Raw genomic sequence first — 21,988 nt, forward strand, 5'->3', positions numbered from 1 at the left:
GCGTGCTCAGTAGCTTTTTTCTGTTTACGTAAGTTTTTGTAGTCTACGGATAGGCTTTGAATTAGAATGTTAAGCAAATACATAGAGCAGGTGATGAGGGTGGAAGCTCAGCAGGTGAATCAATTGAAAGCAGCAGATCGTCCACAGGCACAGGGTGGGAGCAGGTTGTTCTTTCTCGTTATTGTATTTATGTTCTGGTTCTCTTCTTATATTTATGTTCCGGTGCTCTCACCTTATGTGGAGCATTTGGGAGCATCGTATTTTATGGTGGGGATGGTGCTAGGTGTATATGGGTTGATGCAGATTCTGTTCCGACTGCCCATTGGGATTGGTTCGGATTACTTGAATCGGCGAAGGCCGTTTATCTACCTGGGACTGATTGGGAGCGGAGCCAGCTGCTTTCTTTTTATGTGGGGAGCACAGCCTGGTTGGGCATTGGCAGCACGTGCAGTATCCGGTATAGCGGCTTCCGCATGGGTGGTGTACACTGTGATGTTTGCGGGATATTTCCCGAAAGAAGAAGCTGGAAAAGCGATGGGCATGCTGCAATTCACTACGGTAATCGCCCAATTGTCCAGTATGATGATTAGTGGTTACATGGTGGAGCATTGGGGCTGGAACACCCCGTTTCTGATTGGCGGAATTGTAGCTATTGCGGCGCTGCTGCTTGCTCTACAATTGCCTGAACAAAAACAGGAGAAACGTCAAAATGCGATCCAGATCAAGGACCTGGCAGGTGTGATGAAGGAGCCACTTCTGGTAAGAGTCTCACTGCTGTCTGTATTGGCACACTGTGTGCTATTCATAACGATGTTCGGCTATACGCCAAACCAAGCCCTGAATATCGGAGCAAGCAAAGAAAGCTTGGGCTGGCTGACGCTCGCTTTTATGATTCCGCATGCAATCGCGACGCTCTATGGTTCACGGATCTTTGGACGGCTGCTAGGAGACAGGGGAACGCTTCTCTTAGGCTTTGCGGGGAGTGCACTGTTTACACTTCTTATTCCTTCTATGCCGACGTTAGCGACGCTCTGTCTGACTCAGATAGGAAACGGATTTATGCAGGGACTTATTTTTCCATTGCTGCTAGGCAAGTCGGTATCCGAAGTAGATCCATATAAACGCGCAACCGCTATGGGTTTCTATCAGGCTGTCTATGCGGTAGGCATGTCGGCAGGTCCGTTCGTGGCAGGCTGGATGAGTGCTGTGTATGGTTTGACTGGAGGGTTCTGGCTAGGCGGGATTGCTGCGGCGCTTGCTGCGGTATTGTCATGGGTATGGATGAATGATGCACAGAAGTGAGACAAAAAAGGCAGATAGCGAAGTTATCAGCACGTGTAAGGATGATTGGTTTTTTGAGAAAAAGAGGAATATAATAGAGATAGATAGGAAGCAAGGAGGAGCCCGGGAGAATGGTCAAGGTTATAATGTTGTGGTTTGTGGTAATTAATATAATCGGGTATGTCGTCATGTCCGAAGACAAGAACAAAGCCCGTAAACGGCGAGAACGTGTCCCTGAGAAGACGCTTTTTCTGCTGGCAGCTATGGGCGGGGCATTAGGCGTGCTGATTGCCATGTATCGTAAGCGCCACAAGACGCGACATATGTCCTTTAGGATCGGAATTCCCTTTCTTCTGTTGCTGAATATTTTTTTGTACAGCTATTTTTTAAGGTGATAGTCATTATGATTACAAACTAGAAAAAGAGGTGGCGTACATGTTATTCTCTAAAATTTTACTCGCCTATGATGGATCTAAGGCTTCTAATCAGGCTTTGGAGCGCGCAATTGAACTCGCAAAAGTAACGCCGGGCTCTACGATGCATGTCGTACACGCATTTGAATTCCCAAGATTTTTTATCGGAGAAGCTCTAGCACCACTGCCAGCTTCAGTGAATAAAGAATACTATGATTTAGCAGTGCAGACTACGGAAGAAGTAAAGGGACGTCTTGAGGCTGAAGGCTTGCATGCTGAGGTTGAGCTTTTACAAGGATCTCCTGCTGAAGTGATTTTGAAATATGCTAAGGAACATGCGATAGATGTAATTGTTATCGGCAGCCGCGGACTTGGCGGAATACGTGAATTTGTTCTGGGAAGTGTGAGCCACAATGTAGTGCAAAGTGCTCGCATTCCAGTGCTGGTAGTGAAATAATATAAAGTTAAAAGGGACGCTTATGGCGTTCCTTTTTTCATTGTTAAGAAACTATAAGACGGAATGTAAAGCCATAAAGGGATGATATATATTCGAATGAGGCCTAATTTACACTTTATATAACATCTGTTGTTAGAGCGAAGAGTGTACGGAAAGAAGTCTTTATCAGCAGAATTAAGGGCTATTGAGAATTTAAATGAGCCAAAAAGCGAACGTTTATTATTACGCATTTATCAATGTTCGTGTTTGAGTTGACATCCTGTGTAGGGGATTGTTAAACTGATGTCATGAGCAACTCGTATAAAACCGGGAATATGGCCCGGAAGTTTCTACCCGGGAACCGTAAATTACCGGACTACGAGGAAATAGGATAATAGAATGCAGCAATGCATACGGTCCGGGTAACGGAGTGATGCATGATGTCGTTTTCCGCCGCTTCATGGCAGTCTAGTAATAGGCACGCGGATTATTTTTTCCTAATTTCTTTACTAGTCCGATCCTCCCGCAGCAAAATGCGTCTGGTCATCGGGCTTTTTTTATTCGAATTTACAAGATAAAGATATCCATACTAGTGACTGGAAGGTAGGTCGAATCATGTCTGTACAGGTAGCTGTTATCATGGGCAGTAAATCGGATTGGGACACGATGGAGCACGCTTGTGCGGTGCTTGAAGAGCTGGGATTATCTTATGAGAAGAAGGTAGTATCTGCGCACCGGACGCCGGACTTAATGTTCAGCTATGCGGAGGAAGCAGCGGGCCGGGGCATTCGCGTTATTATTGCAGGAGCGGGTGGTGCTGCGCATTTGCCGGGTATGGTGGCTGCAAAGACGATCCTGCCTGTGATTGGAGTGCCAGTGCAGTCGAAGGCGCTTAATGGGTTGGATTCGCTTCTCTCCATCGTACAGATGCCAGGAGGCATTCCAGTGGCAACGGTAGCCATTGGTAAGGCAGGAGCCATTAATGCAGGTCTCCTGGCCGCACAGATCATCGGAGCGTTCGATCCGGAAGTGCAGCAGCGCGCGCAGCTGCGCCGGGATGCGATCACGGGCGAAGTGCTTGAAAGCAGCGACAGCTTATGAGACCAGAGGAGCTGAAGCTGCAGGAGGCTGGCGGCGCTAATTCGCCAGCCGCCATGGATGCGTCCGGCACGGACACCGTCCGGACGCTACTGCCCGGCGCGACCGTCGGCGTGCTCGGCGGCGGGCAGCTAGGGCGCATGATGGCGCTGGCCGGCAGCGCCATGGGGTACCGCTTCGTGGCGCTGGACCCTGCGCGGGATGCGCCTAGCGGCCAAGTTACGCCGCAGATTACGGCGGCGTATAACGACCGGGACGCGGCGCGGGAGCTAGCCCGCCGCGCGGACGTCATCACGTACGAGTTCGAGAACGTCGACGCGGGCGTTGCCGCGCTGTTGACGGAGGAATCGTACGTGCCGCAGGGCAGCGCGCTGCTGTATACGACGCAGCATCGGCTGCGCGAAAAAGCCGCCATCGAGGCGGCAGGCGTACCCGTCGCCCCGTACCGGAAGGTGGACAGCCTTGCGGAGCTGAAAGTGGCGGCGGCTGAACTTGGACTTCCCTGTGTGCTGAAGACCGCCACAGGCGGATATGACGGCAAAGGCCAGGCTGTGATCCGTCAGGAAGAAGAGCTGGAAGAAGCCTTCCGCCAGGTAGCACCCGGAGCCGTTGTGCCGGAGCTGGTGCTTGAGAAGTTCATAGCTTTTAAGTGTGAAATATCCGTTGTTGCCGCACGCAGTGCTTCTGGAGAGGTTAAGAGCTTCCCACCTGCTGAGAACATACATGTGAATAATATTTTGCATCTGTCCATTGTGCCTGCAAGAGTGTCAGAAGAGATTCAGCGGAGAGCATGTGAATTGGCAGAGACATTAATCGCTGGACTAAATGCGGTTGGACTGCTGGCAGTAGAAATGTTCGTCACAGAGGACGGTCAATTGTTCGTCAATGAGCTGGCACCAAGGCCGCATAATTCCGGGCATTACACCATGGACGCTTGCGCGACTTCACAGTTCGAGCAGCATGTCCGGGCGATTTGTAATCTGCCGCTGGGCCACACAACGCTTTTGACACCTGTAGTTATGGTGAATGTACTAGGTCAGCATTTGGATGGCGCCATTAAAGCGACCTGTACACAGGACGAAAAAGATAATAAGCTGGGTGTTGTACCTAAGCTTCATATATATGGCAAGACTGAGAGTAAGACCGGCCGCAAGATGGGCCATATCAATCTGCTCTGCAAGGATACCGGAGACGGCTTGTCCTGGGTGGAGCAATCTAAACTTTGGAGGAACTAAAGAATATGATCGAACGTTACAGCAGACCTGAGATGCGAGCTATTTGGACGGAGGAAAATAAATTCAAAGCGTGGCTGGAAGTTGAGATTTGTGCTTGTGAAGCATGGGCTGAGCTGGGCGTAATCCCGCACGAAGACGCAGCTAAACTGCGTAAAGACGCTAAATTCGACATCGCACGCATTGATGAAATAGAACAAGAGACACGTCATGACGTTATCGCATTTACACGTGCGGTTTCCGAAAGCCTTGGCACAGAACGCAAATGGGTTCACTACGGTCTTACTTCTACTGACGTGGTAGATACGGCACTGGGTTACTTGCTTCGTCAAGCGAATGAGATTCTAGAGAAGGATATCATCAACTTTATTGAGATCCTTAAAGACAAAGCGGTTGCTTACAAAGATACGCCGATGATGGGCCGTACGCATGGTGTTCATGCTGAACCAACTACTTTCGGTCTGAAAATGGCGCTGTGGTACGAAGAAATGAAACGTAATTTGGAGCGTTTCCGCCATGCAGCGAATGGTGTGCAGTTCGGTAAAATCTCCGGTGCCGTTGGTACTTACGCTAACATCGATCCTTTCGTAGAAGAATTCGTTTGCCGTAAGCTCGGTACAAGCCCAGCTCCAATCTCTACACAAACTCTGCAGCGTGACCGTCATGCTGAATACATGGCTGCTCTTGCTTTGGTAGCGACTTCGCTAGACAAATTCGCTACTGAAATCCGTGCCCTGCAAAAGAGTGAGATTCGCGAAGTCGAAGAAGCTTTTGCAAAAGGTCAAAAAGGTTCATCCGCTATGCCGCATAAACGTAATCCGATCGGCTGCGAGAACATTTCCGGTCTATCCCGCGTTATTCGCGGACATATGGTTACAGCTTACGAGAACGTACCGCTCTGGCATGAACGCGATATCTCGCACTCCTCTGTGGAACGTATTATCCTTCCGGATGCGACAATGCTGCTCAACTACATGCTGAACCGTTTCGGAAACATCGTGAAGAACCTGACTGTATTCCCAGAGAACATGAAGCGTAACATGAACCGTACGTTCGGCGTTCCTTTCTCCGGTCGTATTTTGACTAAATTGATCGACAAAGGTCTCAGCCGTGAGCAAGCGTACGATACCGTTCAACCGCGTGCTATGCAAGCTTGGGAAGAGCAACAACAGTTCCGCGATATCGTGGAAGCTACACCTGAGATCACTAATGTTCTTACCCCAGAAGAAATTGAAGATGCATTTAACCCTTCTTGGCACCTTAAGCATGTGGACACCATCTTCCGCAAGCTAGAGCTTATCTAAAAAATAGGTGCGTTAATGGTTGGGTCGATAAGGAACGAATTCCTCGGAATGAGACCTTAGAGATCCTAAAAAGATAAGTTAGTGGTGAACTGAGGAACGCTGCAATAAATGCAAAGCTGGATGGGGGAGCACTGTAGAGGAGGTTTGGAACTGTAGAAGCGTCAGCGTTCGCCTTTATCCTCGGATTTCTACCGCGAGAAGCGGTTCAAATCAAGAAATCTGAGGATAACAGCGATCGGAAGTCCAAACATTCCTCGGAAGTGCTTCCTCCTAGACCAGCCCAACTTAGGAAGATCATTAGTTCAAGGGAGGAAAGGTCATGACATCGTCGGCCGTATCCACAGCCGTGGAACTCATCAATGCGCCGCTGCTCTATAAAGGGAAAGTTCGTGAGCTATATGATTTAGGGGAGAATGTACTGATCGTCGTCACGGATCGGATATCTGCTTTTGACTATGTGCTGGACCCGGCGGTACCTGAAAAGGGCAATGTGCTTAACCGTCTGAGTGCGTTCTGGTTTGGAAAGACCAAAGAGCTGATGGAGAATCATGTCGTTCATATCGATGTGGATCTGCTCGGAGACATCGTTAAGGACAAGGAAGCTCTCAGAAACCGTGTTATGGTGGTACGCAAAGCAGAGCGCATCGATATCGAATGTGTTGTTCGTGGGTGTATCACTGGTGGGGGCTGGAGACAGTATCAAGAAACGGGCAAAGTGAATGGTATTGAGCTTCCTAAGAACTTGCGCAAAAATGCGCTGCTGGCACAGCCAATCTTTACCCCTGCGGCTAAAAACGATGTAGGTCATGATGAGGATATTCCTTTTGAAAAGATGCAGGAGCTAATCGGTGCTGATCTGGCACTCGAGCTGCAGGAGAAGAGCTTGCAATTGTTCTCTTTTGCCAGAGAGTATTGTGCGGAGCGGGGAATCATTCTAGCAGATTGCAAATTTGAATTCGGCTTGCTGGATGGCAAGGTGATTCTGATAGATGAGATTTTTACGCCGGATGCTTCACGTTTCTGGGCCAAGGACAAATACGCGCTTGATATCGAAATTGATAGTATGGATAAAGAACCTGTTCGTACGTATCTATCTGCATCCTCCTGGGATAAAAATAGCAAACCGGATCCACTTCCACTAGAAGTAGTTGAAGAAACTACGCGCCGTTATCTGGACATTTATCATCGTCTTACTGGCAAGTCTTTATAGCTCAACATTGTGTGTTTACTCATGGGAATAAATGAAGTGTATGTTTTTAAAGCTAGAGTTACTTTTAGTAGAGTTTCAGCTTTCAGAAAGTATATACACATAAAAATTTAGGAGGAACTACAAGCATATGTTAAAAGCGACGGTATATGTCACCATTAAGAAGAGCGTTCTCGATCCACAAGGTGTAGCAGTGCAAGGAGCACTTCATTCGGTAGGTTTTCAAGAAGTTGAAAGTTTGCGTATTGGGAAATATATGGAGCTGACTTTAGACACGGATAACCGTGCTGAAGCAGAAGTGCGCCTCAAGGAAATGTGCGAAAAGCTACTTGCCAACACGGTGATCGAGGATTACCGCTACGAATTGGAGGACTAAACGACATGAAATTTGCTGTACTTGTCTTCCCAGGCTCTAACTGTGATATTGATTGCTACAAGGCGGTAGAGGACAGTCTCGGCGAACCAGTCGATTATGTGTGGCATACAGCGACAGATTTGTCGGCGTATGATTGCATTTTGGTTCCAGGCGGATTCTCATATGGTGATTACCTGCGCTGCGGCGCGATTTCAAGATTTGCTCCTGTAATGGCTGAGGTTGCTAAAGCAGCAGAGCAAGGGAAATTCGTGCTAGGCATTTGCAACGGGTTCCAAATTCTTACTGAGGCTGGTTTATTGCCAGGCGCGCTGCGTCGTAACATGTCCATGAAGTTCCGTTGTCATGATACAGTGCTTAAGGTTGTTAATAACGAAACCCCATTTACTATTGATTATGCTAAGGATGAAGAAATCGTCATCCCGATCGCTCACGGCGAAGGAAACTACTACTGTGATGAAGAGACTTTAGCTGAGCTAAAAGCTAACAATCAGATTGTGTTCACATATAGCGATAATCCTAATGGCTCTGTAGCTGATATTGCGGGTGTTAGTAATGTGCAGGGGAATGTAGTCGGCATGATGCCTCACCCTGAGCGTGCAGCTAACAGCTTGCTCGGATCTGAAGATGGCAAACGAATGTTCACATCTATACTGAAGACTTGGAGGGATCGTCATGACGCAGCAAGTATCCGTTAAGGAACCGACCGCAGAACAGATCGCAGAGCAGAAAATTTACAGCCAATTCGGTGTGTCGGACAGCGAATATGAGCTCATCAAGTCTTTTATGGGACGTTTGCCGAACTATACTGAAATTGGCGTGTTCAGCGTAATGTGGTCCGAACACTGTGCATACAAGAACTCTAAGCCATTGTTGAAACGTTTCCCAGTTACTGGGCCACGTGTCCTGATGGGACCTGGCGAGGGCGCAGGGATTGTAGATATCGGAGATAACCAAGCGGTTGTATTCAAAATCGAAAGTCATAACCACCCCTCAGCGGTAGAACCTTTTCAAGGTGCGGCAACAGGCGTAGGTGGGATCATTCGTGATATTTTTTCCATGGGCTCAAGACCTATCGCACTGCTCAATTCCTTGCGTTTCGGCAAGCTGGAAAGCGATCGCGTGAAATATTTGTTCGAGCATGTGGTGTCTGGTATTGCTGGCTATGGTAACTGTATCGGGATTCCAACCGTGGGCGGCGAAATCATGTTCGATGATAGCTATGACGGTAACCCGCTTGTTAACGCAATGTGTGTCGGTCTAATTGATCATGATAAAATCCAACGTGGTGTCGCTAAAGGTGTAGGGAACCCCGTCTTCTACGTAGGTCCTCCTACTGGACGTGATGGGATTCATGGGGCTACTTTTGCATCCGTTGAACTAAGTGAAGAGTCAGAAGCTAAACGTACAGCTGTACAAGTAGGCGATCCGTTTATGGAGAAACTCGTAATGGAATCTTGCCTGGAATTGATCGACAGCGGCATCGTTATTGGGATTCAGGATATGGGTGCGGCTGGACTTACCTGCTCTAGTGCCGAGATGGCAAGTAAAGCGGGCAACGGTTTGGAGCTGTATCTTGATCAGGTGCCACAACGTGAAGATGGCATGACCCCTTATGAAATGATGCTTTCGGAATCGCAGGAACGGATGTTGTTCGTAGTAGAGCCGAAGGATGAGGCACAGGCGCAAGAGATTTTTGATCGCTGGGGCGTTATCTGCTGTAAAGTCGGTAAAGTTACGGATGATGGTCGCTTGAAGCTGTACCATCACGGTGAGGTTGTTGGTGACATGCCAGTAACAGCGCTTGTGGATGAGTGTCCAGTGTATAACAAACCATCTGAGGTTCCTGCTTATTATGTAGAAAATGAATCAGTAGATACGCTTCGTTACGCGGAAGTTACGGATCTAGGCGGCGCTCTGCGCACGGTGCTTGGATCACCAACCGTAGCAAGCAAAGCCTGGGTATACAACCAGTATGATTACATGGTACGGACTAGTACGGCTGTTCGACCTGGATCTGATGCGGCTGTAGTTACCATTCATGGCACACGTAAAGGACTTGCGATGACTACGGACTGTAACGGTCGTTACGTCTATCTTGATCCTGAAGTGGGTGGACGGATTGCAGTCAGCGAAGCGGCCCGTAACATCGTTTGTTCGGGTGCTGAACCGCTTGCTATTACCGATAACCTAAACTTCGGAAACCCTGAGAAACCTGATGTGTTCTGGCAAATGGAGCGTGCGGTTGATGGGATGGCTGAAGCTTGTCGTGTGCTGGATACTCCGGTTATCGGCGGGAATGTCAGTCTTTATAACGAAAATACTACGGGCTCCATCTACCCAACGCCGGTTGTCGGCATGGTTGGTTTAGTAACGGATACGGATCATATTACGACTCAAGGCTTCAAACAAGAAGGAGATTCCATCCTTCTGCTAGGCGTAACAAAAGCGGAGCTTGGCGGTAGTGAATTTCAATATGCCGTTCATGGTGTAACGGAAGGCCGTCCTCCAGCTTTGGATTTGGATACGGAGAAAAAACTGCTGAGCGCAGTGCTTAGCTCGATTCGCGGCGGTCTGGTGCGTTCGGCACATGACTTGTCCGAAGGCGGCCTTGCTGTAGCACTTGCAGAGAGCTGCATCAGCGGTGGCGTTGGTGCGAACATTGAACTATCTGCTAATGGACTTAGATCCGATGTAGCATTGTTCAGCGAAAGCCAATCACGTATCGTGCTGACGGCAGCGCCTGAACGTGCGGAAGAGCTGAAAGCAGCGATTGCTGCCAGCGGCGTACCCGTAGAAATCATCGGAACTGTAGGTGGAGACAGACTGCGCGTAAATCTGGACGGTGCATCCGTATTAGATGAAGCTGTAGCGAACCTAAAATTCGTTTGGGAGGATGCTATTCCATGTCTTATGAAATAAAGACCGGGAAAGAGCAGGAGACTCCTATCCTGTGGACTGGTGACTTTTACAATGAAGGAACGGGCTCGGGAGATATTTTTGACACATTAAAAGAAGAATGCGGCGTTTTCGGGGTCTTCGGACACCCGGAAGCGGCGTCCATGTCTTATTACGGCTTGCACGCCTTACAGCACCGTGGGGAAGAAAGTGCGGGCATCTGCGTAGCAGATGGTCGTGATTTCAACTATCACCGCGGGATGGGGTTAGTAAAAGAAGTATTCGACAAGGACAAAATTGCTTCCCTAGTTGGAGACATGTCCATCGGGCATGTGCGTTACTCGACTAGCGGAGACAGCCGCTTAACCAATGCACAGCCGCTCGTATTTAAATATCGTGACGGCGATTTAGCGATTGCTACGAACGGTAACATAGTAAATGAACCGTTGATTCGTAAACAGCTTGAGCAAAGCGGATCGATCTTCCAAACCACAAGTGATACAGAAGTGCTGGCACATCTGATTGCGCGTTCGCCAAAGGATTTTGTTGAAGCGGCTAAGGATGCGTTAAAACAACTGGTTGGCGGGTTTGCTTTTCTGCTTATGACGAATGACAAATTAATTGTCGCTTCGGATTCCCATGGTTTGCGTCCGCTTGTAATGGGACGGATCGGCGACGCCTATATTTTTGCTTCCGAATCTTGCGCCTTAGAAGTTATCGGAGCACAGTTAGTCCGTGATATCGAACCTGGCGAACTGCTCGTGCTTGATAAAAATGGCCTGTTAGAGGATCGTTTTACCGAGCCAAAACGTAAAGCGCTTTGCGCGATGGAGTATATTTACTTCTCTCGCCCAGACAGTGATATGAATGGCGCTAACCTGCACACCGCCCGTAAGCGGATGGGTAGCCGCATGGCATTAGAAGCTTTCGTAGATGCTGACCTCGTAACTGGTGTACCGGATTCAAGTATCTCGGCAGCCATTGGATTTGCGGAGCAGACGGGTATTCCTTATGAGCTTGGTCTCATCAAGAACAAGTATACAGGCCGGACCTTCATCCAGCCGAGCCAAGAGCTGCGTGAGCAAGGTGTGAAAATGAAGCTAAGCGCCGTGCGCAGTGTGGTTGATGGCAAACGTGTCGTCATGATCGATGATTCCATCGTGCGTGGAACAACTTCACGGCGGATCGTCAATCTGCTCCGTGAAGCGGGAGCTGTTGAAGTGCATGTGCGGATTACATCGCCGCCTTTTAAGAATCCTTGCTTCTACGGCATTGATACCCCAGACCGCCGCGATCTCATCGCATCCTACAAGACCATTGCGGAAATGTGCGAAGAGATCAATGCCGATTCCTTGGCATTCTTGTCACCGGAGGGCCTAATCACTTCCATTGGTGGTCACAACAAAGATGATTACAAAGGCGGCTTATGCCTTTCTTGCTTCGATAACGATTACCCGACGCAGGTTGATTTTGGCGGGGCGGAGAAGGACGGTTGCAGTTGCTAGCGTAGGTCCATCCCCCTAAGTCCCCCTTGCTAAGGGGGATTCCGAAGGGCTCTGCCCTCCGGCCACCCGAAAGCTCGGCGGTAGGAGTTTGGTTATAGCTTGCTAAGAGGGTGTGGATGCAGGTGCTCGCTTTGTCCCTGTGTGCTTCGCACGGTCGGGACACGCTTTACGGCGTTCCGCCCCCCGGCTGCTTATCGCCGCCGGGACTGGCTCGCCAAGCTGTCGCTAGTCTCGCTAAGGAAGGCGCTCCGCTGCGCCCAAAGCGCCAAGAGCAGCTCGCCAAGCTCGTCCCTGTTTGCTGCGCAAATGCGGAACCTGCTAGTCTCGCTAAGGTAGGCGCTCGGCTGCGCCCGAAGCTCCAAGAGCAGCTCACCAAGCTCGTCCCTGTTTGCTGCGCAAATGCAGGACCCGCTTGTTTCGCTTAAGGAGGTGCGTGGCGCAGCTCATGCTTCGAGGTCTTGAGGTTCGTGTGCAAGGCGCGCACTGCGGCTTGCAGTAGGGTGAAAGCGGTGGTTGGAGGGAGTTATGGAGAGGAAGTTTGGAACTGTAGAAGCGTTAGCGTTCGCCCGAAAGCTTTCCGAAGGAAAGCTCGCTTCGTAAGCATACGCTTATGTTTGGATTTCTACCGCAGATAGCGGTTTAAATCAGGAAATCCAAACATAACAGCGATCGGAAGTCCAAACATTCTTTGTAATAGCTCCTGTATAACCACCAAACAAATCCCGAATGCCCCGCAAACGCGCTCTAAATTAAAATAAGATGAGGTGTCCCAAGTGTCGGAAGCTTATAAAAACGCCGGAGTGGATATTGCGGCTGGTAACGAAGCGGTAGAACGCATGAAAAAGCACGTAAAACGTACTTACCGTCCAGAAGTAATGACGGATCTTGGTGGGTTCGGAGCGTTGTTTGGCCTCAATAAAGATAAATATGAAGAGCCAGTGCTCGTATCGGGAACTGATGGTGTAGGCACGAAGCTCAAAATCGCGTTCGCGGCGGATCGCCATGACACGATTGGGATCGATGCTGTAGCTATGTGCGTGAACGACATTGTAGTGCAAGGCGCGGAGCCGTTATTTTTCCTCGACTATCTAGCTTGCGACAAAGTCGTGCCGGAGAAAATCGAAGCGATTGTAGCAGGAATCGCAGAGGGCTGTCACCAAGCAGGTTGTGCGCTGATTGGCGGCGAAACGGCTGAAATGCCAGGCATGTATTCAGCGGGCGAATATGATATCGCTGGATTCACAGTTGGCGTAGCTGACAAAGCGAAGCTGGTAACAGGCGCTAACATCGCTGCTGGAGATACAGTGATTGGTTTGGCTTCCAGTGGTGTGCACAGCAACGGCTTCTCGCTGGTGCGTAAGCTTTTGCTTGAGGAAGATGGCTATGGCCTGAATGATGTGCTTCCGGAGCTTGGAGCTCCGCTTGTCGATGTCCTTCTGGCACCAACTAAGATTTATGTGAAGCCTTTGCTGGCGCTCTTGGAGCAGCTTCCGGTGAAAGGGATGGCACATATTACGGGTGGCGGTTTCATCGAGAACATCCCGCGCGTATTGCCTGACGGTGTAGATGTGGAGATTAATTACGGATCGTGGCCGATTCTGCCGATCTTCGGATTGATGCAGAACAAAGGAAACGTAAGCAACCGTGATATGTTTACTACTTTTAATATGGGAATTGGACTTGTTCTGGTTGTTAGTGCTGCTGATGGAGAACGTGCTCTTGAACTGCTCAAAGCGAGCGGAGAAGAGGCTTATATCATTGGTAAAGTGACAGAAGGGGAACGCAAAGTAACCTTTACTGGAGCTGAAGTGTGATGCAATTAAGTCGAATCGCTGTTTTTGCTTCTGGGCAAGGCAGTAATTTTGCTGCACTGATCGATGCACAGAGAGCAGGCTTGCTTGGTGAGGGCAATATTGAGCTGCTTGTATCTGACAAGCCAGAGGCACCTGTAGCTAAGCGAGCGGAGGATGCGGGCATTCCCGCCCTCTTGCTGCGGCCAAAAGACTTCGCCAGCCGTGAACTCTACGAAGCAGAGATTGTAGCAGAGCTTCAGCGGCGGGAAATCGGGCTGGTTGTGCTGGCAGGATACATGCGTCTTATTACGCCAGTGCTTTTAACGCCGTATGCTGGACGAATTATTAACATTCATCCATCGCTGCTGCCTGCTTTTGCAGGAAAAGATGCAATCGGACAAGCGCTGGATTATGGCGTGAAGCTGACGGGTGTTACTGTGCATTTTGTCGATGGAGGTATGGATACCGGGCCTGTTATTGCTCAGCGCAGCGTAGCCCTGCAGGATAACGACACGGCGGATGCATTGGCAGAACGTATTCATAAGGTTGAGTATGAGCTGTATCCCGAAGTGGTTGGCGCTATTGCCAGCGGGAAAGTGGAACTGAGTGGAAGAAAGGCGATTATCCGCGAAAAGTAAGCTGCACCACAGCCATTTGAAGTTTTGGATCGACATTTGGTGACAGACCGAGCTGTTTCAGGGTATTTCTCGGGAAATATTGCATAAGCGGCGTTCTATGTCGCGTTGTGGGTTTTCTTCAAAATATAAGAAAGTATAAGTTTGTACAACCTGAAGGGGGACTATTCAAAGTGAGTATCAAAAGAGCGCTAGTCAGCGTATCGGATAAACAAGGTATCGTGGATTTTTGCCGCGAGTTGTCTGCATTAGGCGTAGAAATTATCTCTACAGGTGGAACAAGCACGCTTTTGGCTAAAGAAGGTGTTCCAGTCATCGGGATTTCCGATGTGACAGGATTCCCGGAAATCATGGACGGACGTGTCAAAACCTTGCACCCTGCTGTACACAGCGGATTGCTTGCGGTTCGTGATAATGAGGAGCACACGCGTCAAATGAAAGAGCTGGGTCTGGATTACATCGATCTGGTTGTTGTGAATCTGTATCCTTTCGCGGAAACGATCGCAAAACCTGACGTATCCTACGAGGAAGCCATCGAGAATATCGATATCGGCGGACCTACAATGCTGCGTTCTGCGGCGAAGAACCATGCTTTTGTGAGTGTAGTGGTGGATGCTAATGACTACGCTACAGTGCTTGAAGAAGTTCGCGCAGGTGGAGATACAACGCTAGAAACACGCAAACGTCTTGCGGCAAAAGTGTTCCGTCATACGGCGGCTTACGATGCCTTAATTTCCGATTATTTGGCTAACGTTACTGGCGAGCCTCTACCAGAGCGCTACACCGTGACTTATGAGAAGATTCAGGATCTGCGTTATGGTGAGAACCCGCATCAAAAAGCGGCTTTCTATCGCAAGCCATTGGCGGCACTGGATACACTCACTGCGGCTGAGCAATTGCACGGCAAAGAGTTGTCTTACAACAATATCAATGATGCAAACGCAGCACTGCAAATTGTGAAAGAATTTGAAGAGCCTGCTGTCGTAGCGGTTAAACATATGAACCCTTGTGGTGTAGGTGCGGGTGAAAGTGTATACGAAGCTTATCAAAAAGCTTACAACGCGGATCCAACTTCTATCTTTGGTGGGATTGTAGCAGCAAACCGCATTATTGATGCAGACACAGCAAATCTGCTGAAAGATATTTTCCTCGAAATCGTGTTGGCACCAGGCTTTACGGAAGAAGCACTGGAAATCCTTACGAAGAAAAAGAATCTCCGTTTGCTTAAAATCGGTAATCTTAGTACGGCTAGTGCGCGTAAGAGCAGCTTCGTAGTTACCTCCATCGATGGAGGAATGGTTGTACAGGAGAGCGATGTGCACTCTGTGAACCCGGATGATCTACAAGTTGTTACGGACCGTAAACCAACCGAAGAAGAATTGAAGCAGTTGTTGTTCGGATGGAAAGTAGTTAAGCATGTGAAGTCTAATGCGATTGTACTGGCTGCTGATGATATGACTGTTGGCGTAGGTGCAGGACAAATGAACCGTGTAGGTGCAGCTAAAATTGCCATCGAACAAGCTGGTGAAAAATCTAAGGGAGCCGTACTCGCTTCCGACGCTTTCTTCCCCATGGGCGATACGCTTGAAATGGCAGCAAAGGCAGGAATCACTGCTGTGATTCAGCCTGGCGGCTCCATTAAAGACGAAGAATCGATTAAGGTCGCTAATGCGTATGGTATTGCTATGGTCTTCACAGGCGTCCGTCATTTCAAACACTAGAGCACTGGGAGGATCATATTCTAATGGATATTTTAGTGGTTGGCGGTGGCGGCCGGGAACATGCGATAATCTGGAGTTTATCCCAAAGCCCCAAAGCAGGTAAAATCTATTGCGCACCCGGCAACGCCGGGATTGCGCAGTTAGCCGAATGTGTGCCGATCGGAGTCTTTGAGTTCGATCGTCTGACGGCTTTTGCGAAAGAGAAGGAAGTAGGTCTTGTTGTCATCGGGCCAGATGATCCGCTCGCTGCTGGGATTGTGGACGCTTTTGAAGCACAGGATATTCCTGTGTTTGGCCCACGCAAGAATGCAGCGGAGATCGAAGGCAGCAAAACCTTTATGAAGGATCTTCTGCATAAATATAATATTCCGACAGCAGCCTATGAGAAATTCGACGACTATGAAGCTGCGTTAGCTTATTTGCGGGAACAGCCGCTTCCGATCGTAATCAAGGCAGATGGGCTGGCAGCAGGCAAAGGCGTGACAGTAGCTTATTCTCGGGAAGAAGCTGAGCTAGCGCTCGCTGATATTATGGTCACTAAGGTATTCGGTGAAGCAGGCGCTCAGGTTGTTATTGAGGAATTTCTAGCTGGACAGGAAATGTCGATTTTGGCATTTGTAGATGGAGAAACGGTACGTCCTATGGCTGCTGCTCAGGATCATAAGCCGGTATTTGATGGAGATAAAGGTCCTAATACCGGTGGAATGGGTACCTATTCGCCTTTACCACATATTGATGAGGCCATTATCCAAGAAGCGATTGAGACTATCATTAAGCCGACAGCAAAAGCCATGGTGGACGAAGGTCGTCCTTTCAGCGGTGTACTGTTTGCGGGACTGATGATTTCTCCAGAGGGGAAACCGAAGACGATTGAATTTAATGCCCGTTTCGGTGATCCTGAGACACAAGTCGTGTTGCCTAGACTCAAGAGTGACTTGCTAGAAATCTTTCTGGCAGTCACAGAGGGCAGACTTACAGATATCGACATTGAATGGAGCGACGAAGCGGCTGTATGCGTAGTTCTCGCTTCGGGAGGATATCCAGGTCCTTATCCAAAGGGTGTATCCATTGAAGGTCTTGAAGACAGCCAAGGAGGGCTAATCTTCCATGCTGGTACGGCGCGTGGTGAAGACGGAAGCTGGGTGACGAATGGTGGTCGGGTACTAGGCGTGGTAGGCCTAGGTGCTACGATTGCTGAAGCTCGTGCTGTAGCTTACGCTAGGGCAGAAGGAATCACTTTTTCCGGGAAACAAAATCGTACCGATATCGCTATGAAGGCATTGGTATAAGGATAAAGAACTGTATCTAGCATTTTTTTGCGCTTTAAGTCCTAAAAAAGGACTGACAAGTGATAGAAGAAGTGCTATAATACTACACGTACGGGGGAAAATGTGCGGATATATACAGATAAGGGCCTTTCCGATCATGGGAAGGCCCTTTTAAATCGGAGTCCTTCAGACTTTGTGCAGTAACCTTATAAAGGATGCCTCGTGCCTGGAAATGATGATACTTATAGTGCATACTAGCGATTACGCTTATGGCGAATGGCTACTCACAGATTTAAGGAGGAATTCGTTTTGAGTAAGATTGGAAGAAATGACTTGTGTCCTTGCGGAAGCGGGAAAAAATATAAGAAATGCTGTCTTGGTAAAGAAACTTCTGCCGTAGAGTCCATCATGCAGCTTGTAAACAAGGAAGAAGCAGCAGCTAGCGAGACTGTGGCTGAGAAACAGGAACCCGTTGCACAACCTGAAGTGAAGCTTACTCTTGCTACGCTTAGAAAAAAAGTGACACGTGATCTGAATTGGGAGCATCCGGCACATGAACAACTGGCGCTGCACCTTATTGAGAGCATGAGAGAAAGCTATGATAGAGAGCTTATTTGGGAAGCTTTAGTTCTGTGGAATGGTTATTCCCGTAAGACTAAGCCTGCTGTGAAGAAAATGGGCTCTTTCTGCGCGGCGATCGAATTTATTTTGTCTGAAGAATATGGCTTCTCCCTAACACAAGCGGATCTTGCTACCAAACATGAGGTTACTACGCCTACCATCTCTAGAAAAGTTAAAGAGATGCTCAATTACATTGAGGAATATGGCATGGGTGGTGCGGAAGAAGAGTTACTTTTGCTGAACATCTCAGGCAGTCCGAAGGATCAGGAGCAAGCACTATTACAAAAGGCTATGCAAACCAATTCATCCAACCGCCGGATACAGTTAGCTGAAGCCGCATTAGAGGTTTATCCGGACAGTCCGGATGCTTATCTCATTTTGGCTGAGGAAGCAGAGAATGAAGCAGATGCTCGTGCTTTCCTGAAAGCAGGGATGGAAGCGGGTGCGCGTGAGCTGGGAGAAGCTTTTTTTGCAGAGAATAAAGGACATTTCTGGGGCCTCCACGAGACGCGTCCATACATTCGAATCTGTAAAAGCTACGCTGACTCCTGCTGGTTTAGCGGAAATGCTGAAGAAGCACAAAAAGTACTTGAGCATATTCTTGAATTGAATCCTGAAGATAACACTGGTGCACGTTACCTTCTTACGGCTGCGTATCTCTACACCAATAAGCTCAAGAAGACAGAAAATGTTCTGGAGAAGTTTGGTAATGATGCAGCGGCGACAGTAGCTTACGACCGTATGGTCTTAGAATATAAGAAGAATGGGATTACGTCCCAACTGAAAATGTTGTACCGCGTAGCGCGGAATGTGAACAAGCATGTGCCTGATTATTTGTTAGGGCTCAAAAGATTGCCGCATAATCTTCCGGATTTTGTGGGGATGGGCGACGCTAATGAAGCTATCGAATATGTGATTGTACACTCACGTTTGTGGACAAGCCTACCTGATCTATTGAAGTGGATGCTGAAGCAACAGGATTAGTAGAATTCAGATCTTGGACGTACATGAACTTAAGAGACTATAGGAGATTCCTGTAGTCTCTTTTTAATATAAAAAAGTATAAGATTTGAATTAATAATTGTATTGTGTACAGCGGACAATGCTTGAAAAAATGTCTTTGGGAGAGTATGTTTACAAGAAGTAGAATGAATAGATGATAGTGAGGCGAGAGGGTTATGAGAGAAGAGGAAGACCGAATCGTAGGAATGGAAGATATCGTACGGGCTCATCACGTACTGCGGGAGGTCATCATCCGGACTCCACTACAGCGTGACGCCGTACTATCGGCCAAGTATGATTGCGATGTGTATTTGAAGCGTGAGGATTTGCAAATTGTGCGCTCCTTCAAAATTCGCGGAGCTTATAATATGATTCGTAGTTTGTCAGCAGAAGATAGAGCCAAAGGCATTGTCTGTGCGAGTGCAGGAAATCATGCGCAAGGTGTAGCCTATTCCTGTAAGGCGCTTGGAATTAAGGGCAAGATCTATATGCCAACCACGACACCTAACCAGAAGATCAAACAAGTTCGGAAATTCGGCGGTGAGTTCGTTGAAGTCATCCTGAAGGGCGATACCTTCGATGATGCTTATGATGAAGCGCTGCAAGCTTGTATAGACCATAGTATGACGTTGATCCACCCGTTTGATGAGCCGAGAATTATTGCAGGCAATGGAACGATAGCTATGGAAGTAATGGAGAATCTGGACCATCCTGCAGATTTCATGTTCGTAACGATTGGTGGGGGCGGTCTGGCAGCAGGAATAGCCACTTATGTGAAGACGGTGAGTCCATCCACTAAGTTGATTGGTGTGGAACCGCTTGGTGCTGCTTCAATGACTGAAGCGATCAAACTTGGAGAAGTGGTAACGCTAAAAGAAATTAACAAGTTCGTGGACGGAGCGGCTGTAAAGCGCGTTGGCGGACTGACTTATGATATTTGTTCCCGGCATCTGGATGACATCGTGATGGTGCCTGAAGGCAAGGCTTGTACCACCATTCTGGAGCTGTATAACGAGAATGCTATAGTGGTTGAGCCGGCAGGTTCCTTACCTATCGCAGCACTTGATCAATACCGTGATCAAATCCGCGGGAAGACGGTCGTATGTATCATCAGTGGTGGTAACAACGATATTGACCGTATGCAGGAGATCAAAGAGCGGTCACTGATTTACGAAGGCTTAAAGCACTACTTCATGGTGAACTTTCCACAACGGGCAGGTGCCCTGCGTGAGTTCTTGGACGAAATCCTCGGTCCAGAGGATGATATTACCCGTTTCGAGTACATCAAGAAGCATGATAAAGAGAATGGTCCCGCGCTTGTAGGCATAGAGCTATTGTCCATTGAGGCTTATGAACCACTTATCGAACGGATGCAGCAGAAGGGTGTAGATTATGTAGAAATCAATAAGGATTCCAATCTCTTTAACATCCTTATTTAATTTCTTTCATCACTTTAATCATTTCGTTAATGAACATAGAAAGGCCCGTCCCGGAATGAATGGGGACGGGCCTTTTGTATATCATACTAGAGAGGTAATTCAGTCTTACGGTATTGTTCGACTTCATCTGTTAATTTATAATCTTTGTCTTTCATCAATTTCATGAAGCCATCTAGTTTCTGCAGGAATGGGCTGTTGTCTTTATTCTTGGTGAGAATGCTAGAGTAGGCTTTCTGCGCCTCCAAGTCCATTTCAAGATTGTCATAATGGAAAAGGGGCGTGTTATTCTGGCCGTAAAACGTATTGTTAACATAGATAGAATATAAGGATTTCACAGCTGAAATTCGGTTCGATTTCGGATGATTTTGAATAAATTGCTCTTGAGACAGTGCTCGTGCAGCTACATCGGTCCAACCAATGACCAGCCCGTTATCCTTGGAGGAGGGCAGATCAGATTCCGTAGCCATAATGGATAGATACGCGCTGATATCGTCAGTGACATAAAGCTTATATTTGCGGTAAGCCTCATAATCGATCACCGGGAAAAAAGTGCCTTCCGCGGTCTCCAGTTTATATCCATTTTCGCTGGCACTCTTTAGCAGTGTGCGCAGAGTGAGGTCTTCTGTGGCATCAGCAAGGGTCTTCATGCTAGCGCCAGCCTTATAGATGGCGGTGAGCTTCCGCTGGACATTGCTGGTACTGAATTTGCTCTCCCACGCCGGAAGCGCTGCCTTGTGCAAATTCTCAAGCTTCAGTGTCATTATCGTGGCACGATACGAACCTACCGCATACATATTGGCGTTCAAATATTTAATAGCTTCGGGTAACTTATTAGAGGAAGATAACAGCGGCAATGCAGCTTTATAGATAGCCTCCGCATGATTATTGCTTGCTGTCATAGGATTTGCTTTAGCGCCTCCCACAGGAGGGCTGGCAGCGCCTTCAGCTTGAATCGTTCCTATAGGTACAGCGCCTAATCCCAATGTTACTGCTAGAACAGAATAGAAAATATATTGCTTCTTATTCATGAAAGATCCCCCTGTCTATCGGATGAAGTACGGGTGGAGCATGACTACTATTTTTTGAAAAATATAAATTTTAGTCCAATGGCCCCGATCAGGGAAACAATTAAGCTTACCCACGGGGATAAGGTGATGACCGGAAATAACCGGTCGAGGTACAAGCCAATGAATACGGCAACTACGGCGATTCCGATATAGACGCCAAGGCCCTTGATATCAAAGGGTTGGGCTTTAGGTGCATCCCCCTCAGACAAGGAGGTTAACCATTTCATAATAAGTTCGATTAAGATAATGGAACCTGCCCCCACAGCGAAGAGTGTGAAGAGGCTAATCTGTTCGAACATCCCGGGTGAACCGTTAGTCCATTGCAAGAAGAGTCCACCTATAGCTAAGATCCCGAACAAACAGGTTAGAGCCGCGCAGGGAATCATCAAGTAATAGTTCCATTTGCTGCGCGCTGGGCGTGTGGGAACGCTGTCTATGATCTCTTTAAAATAATCATCCGGATTCTCGCCAAACACCTGTTTAGCGTTTTTACCTTTTTTTTGTTCTTTCAGAAGCAGCTTGGCTGCATCCAGTAAAAGTTCTTCAGCGCGGAGAGCTTCTACCCTACTGGCCCGCATCGTTAGGATCATATCTTCAAAATAGGATCGATTGAAAGGCGTCATCTGCTCGCGCAGGGCGTTATTTTCCTTAATCATATCTTTCACTTTCATAATAGGGATGTAAACCTCCAGTAG

20 protein-coding genes and 1 riboswitch are annotated in these 21,988 nt (G+C 48.2%); of the genes, 17 read left to right on the forward strand and 3 right to left on the reverse strand.

What is annotated here, in order from left to right; translation table 11 throughout:
* Positions 1-114: 114 nt before the first annotated feature.
* The 11 genes from MHB64_RS03265 to purF all read left to right on the forward strand — a co-directional run bounded on the left by MHB64_RS03265 (position 115) and on the right by purF (position 11,747).
* Entirely contained in the window at positions 115-1,302 is a 1,188-nt protein-coding gene (locus MHB64_RS03265; protein ID WP_341133701.1) for an MFS transporter, read from the forward strand.
* Between the two features lie 110 nt (positions 1,303-1,412).
* Positions 1,413-1,676 carry a DUF1294 domain-containing protein gene (locus tag MHB64_RS03270; protein ID WP_094874602.1) on the forward strand — a complete coding sequence of 88 codons (264 nt, stop codon included), beginning with the start codon at positions 1,413-1,415 and terminating at the stop codon, positions 1,674-1,676.
* Between the two features lie 40 nt (positions 1,677-1,716).
* Positions 1,717-2,151, forward strand: coding sequence for a universal stress protein (locus tag MHB64_RS03275; protein ID WP_094874601.1), 435 nt, complete (start codon positions 1,717-1,719; stop codon positions 2,149-2,151).
* Positions 2,152-2,427: 276 nt separating this feature from the next.
* Positions 2,428-2,529: riboswitch (purine riboswitch) on the forward strand.
* A gap of 216 nt (positions 2,530-2,745) precedes the next feature.
* Positions 2,746-3,231, forward strand: a complete 486-nt coding sequence (purE, locus tag MHB64_RS03280; RefSeq protein WP_042124025.1) for a 5-(carboxyamino)imidazole ribonucleotide mutase — start codon at positions 2,746-2,748, stop codon at positions 3,229-3,231.
* A 53-nt stretch (positions 3,232-3,284) separates the two neighbouring features.
* Positions 3,285-4,463, forward strand: a complete 1,179-nt coding sequence (purK, locus tag MHB64_RS03285; RefSeq protein ID WP_341136044.1) for a 5-(carboxyamino)imidazole ribonucleotide synthase — start codon at positions 3,285-3,287, stop codon at positions 4,461-4,463.
* 5 nt (positions 4,464-4,468) lie between these two features.
* Positions 4,469-5,764 (forward strand): adenylosuccinate lyase, encoded by a 1,296-nt coding sequence (purB, locus tag MHB64_RS03290; RefSeq protein ID WP_341133702.1) that lies wholly within the window; start codon positions 4,469-4,471, stop codon positions 5,762-5,764.
* 319 nt (positions 5,765-6,083) lie between these two features.
* Positions 6,084-6,974, forward strand: a complete 891-nt coding sequence (locus MHB64_RS03295; protein WP_076286947.1) for a phosphoribosylaminoimidazolesuccinocarboxamide synthase — start codon at positions 6,084-6,086, stop codon at positions 6,972-6,974.
* Between the two features lie 127 nt (positions 6,975-7,101).
* Entirely contained in the window at positions 7,102-7,347 is a 246-nt protein-coding gene (gene purS / locus MHB64_RS03300) for a phosphoribosylformylglycinamidine synthase subunit PurS (RefSeq protein WP_036680912.1), read from the forward strand.
* Between the two features lie 5 nt (positions 7,348-7,352).
* Entirely contained in the window at positions 7,353-8,042 is a 690-nt protein-coding gene (gene purQ, locus MHB64_RS03305) for a phosphoribosylformylglycinamidine synthase subunit PurQ (protein ID WP_076121674.1), read from the forward strand.
* Positions 8,020-10,266, forward strand: a complete 2,247-nt coding sequence (gene purL, locus MHB64_RS03310; RefSeq protein WP_341133703.1) for a phosphoribosylformylglycinamidine synthase subunit PurL — start codon at positions 8,020-8,022, stop codon at positions 10,264-10,266. The genes purQ and purL overlap by 23 nt, the downstream gene beginning before the upstream one ends.
* Positions 10,251-11,747 (forward strand): amidophosphoribosyltransferase, encoded by a 1,497-nt coding sequence (purF, locus tag MHB64_RS03315; protein WP_094874355.1) that lies wholly within the window; start codon positions 10,251-10,253, stop codon positions 11,745-11,747. Before purL ends, purF begins: the two co-directional genes overlap by 16 nt.
* 166 nt (positions 11,748-11,913) lie before the next feature.
* Here purF and MHB64_RS03320 read toward each other — a convergent pair whose 3' ends face one another.
* Positions 11,914-12,120: a hypothetical protein gene (locus tag MHB64_RS03320; protein ID WP_341133704.1), complete on the reverse strand. Its 207-nt coding sequence runs from the start codon at positions 12,118-12,120 to the stop codon at positions 11,914-11,916.
* A gap of 400 nt (positions 12,121-12,520) precedes the next feature.
* On the opposite strand from MHB64_RS03320, the gene purM reads away from it, so the two are divergent.
* The 6 genes from purM to ilvA all read left to right on the forward strand — a co-directional run bounded on the left by purM (position 12,521) and on the right by ilvA (position 20,226).
* The gene (gene purM / locus MHB64_RS03325; RefSeq protein ID WP_313640286.1) at positions 12,521-13,561 is read left to right on the forward strand and encodes a phosphoribosylformylglycinamidine cyclo-ligase; all 1,041 of its coding nucleotides are present in this window, start codon (positions 12,521-12,523) and stop codon (positions 13,559-13,561) included.
* The gene (gene purN / locus MHB64_RS03330) at positions 13,561-14,178 is read left to right on the forward strand and encodes a phosphoribosylglycinamide formyltransferase (protein WP_094874358.1); all 618 of its coding nucleotides are present in this window, start codon (positions 13,561-13,563) and stop codon (positions 14,176-14,178) included. The genes purM and purN overlap by 1 nt, the downstream gene beginning before the upstream one ends.
* 170 nt (positions 14,179-14,348) lie before the next feature.
* Complete coding sequence (purH, locus tag MHB64_RS03335) at positions 14,349-15,896, forward strand: bifunctional phosphoribosylaminoimidazolecarboxamide formyltransferase/IMP cyclohydrolase (RefSeq protein WP_094874359.1); 1,548 nt, start codon at positions 14,349-14,351, stop codon at positions 15,894-15,896.
* A gap of 23 nt (positions 15,897-15,919) precedes the next feature.
* The gene (purD, locus tag MHB64_RS03340; protein ID WP_341133705.1) at positions 15,920-17,185 is read left to right on the forward strand and encodes a phosphoribosylamine--glycine ligase; all 1,266 of its coding nucleotides are present in this window, start codon (positions 15,920-15,922) and stop codon (positions 17,183-17,185) included.
* 288 nt (positions 17,186-17,473) lie between these two features.
* Positions 17,474-18,769, forward strand: coding sequence for an SEC-C metal-binding domain-containing protein (locus MHB64_RS03345; protein WP_094874361.1), 1,296 nt, complete (start codon positions 17,474-17,476; stop codon positions 18,767-18,769).
* 194 nt (positions 18,770-18,963) lie between these two features.
* Positions 18,964-20,226 carry a threonine ammonia-lyase IlvA gene (ilvA, locus tag MHB64_RS03350; protein WP_094874362.1) on the forward strand — a complete coding sequence of 421 codons (1,263 nt, stop codon included), beginning with the start codon at positions 18,964-18,966 and terminating at the stop codon, positions 20,224-20,226.
* Positions 20,227-20,312: 86 nt separating this feature from the next.
* Here ilvA and MHB64_RS03355 read toward each other — a convergent pair whose 3' ends face one another.
* The gene (locus tag MHB64_RS03355; protein WP_094878709.1) at positions 20,313-21,254 is read right to left on the reverse strand and encodes a hypothetical protein; all 942 of its coding nucleotides are present in this window, start codon (positions 21,252-21,254) and stop codon (positions 20,313-20,315) included.
* Between the two features lie 47 nt (positions 21,255-21,301).
* Complete coding sequence (locus MHB64_RS03360; RefSeq protein WP_341133706.1) at positions 21,302-21,964, reverse strand: DUF1129 family protein; 663 nt, start codon at positions 21,962-21,964, stop codon at positions 21,302-21,304.
* Between the last annotated feature and the right edge of the window lie 24 nt (positions 21,965-21,988).

The organism is Paenibacillus sp. FSL K6-2859 (assembly GCF_038008265.1).
Classification (GTDB): Bacteria; Bacillota; Bacilli; order Paenibacillales; family Paenibacillaceae; genus Paenibacillus_AQ; species Paenibacillus_AQ nitricinens.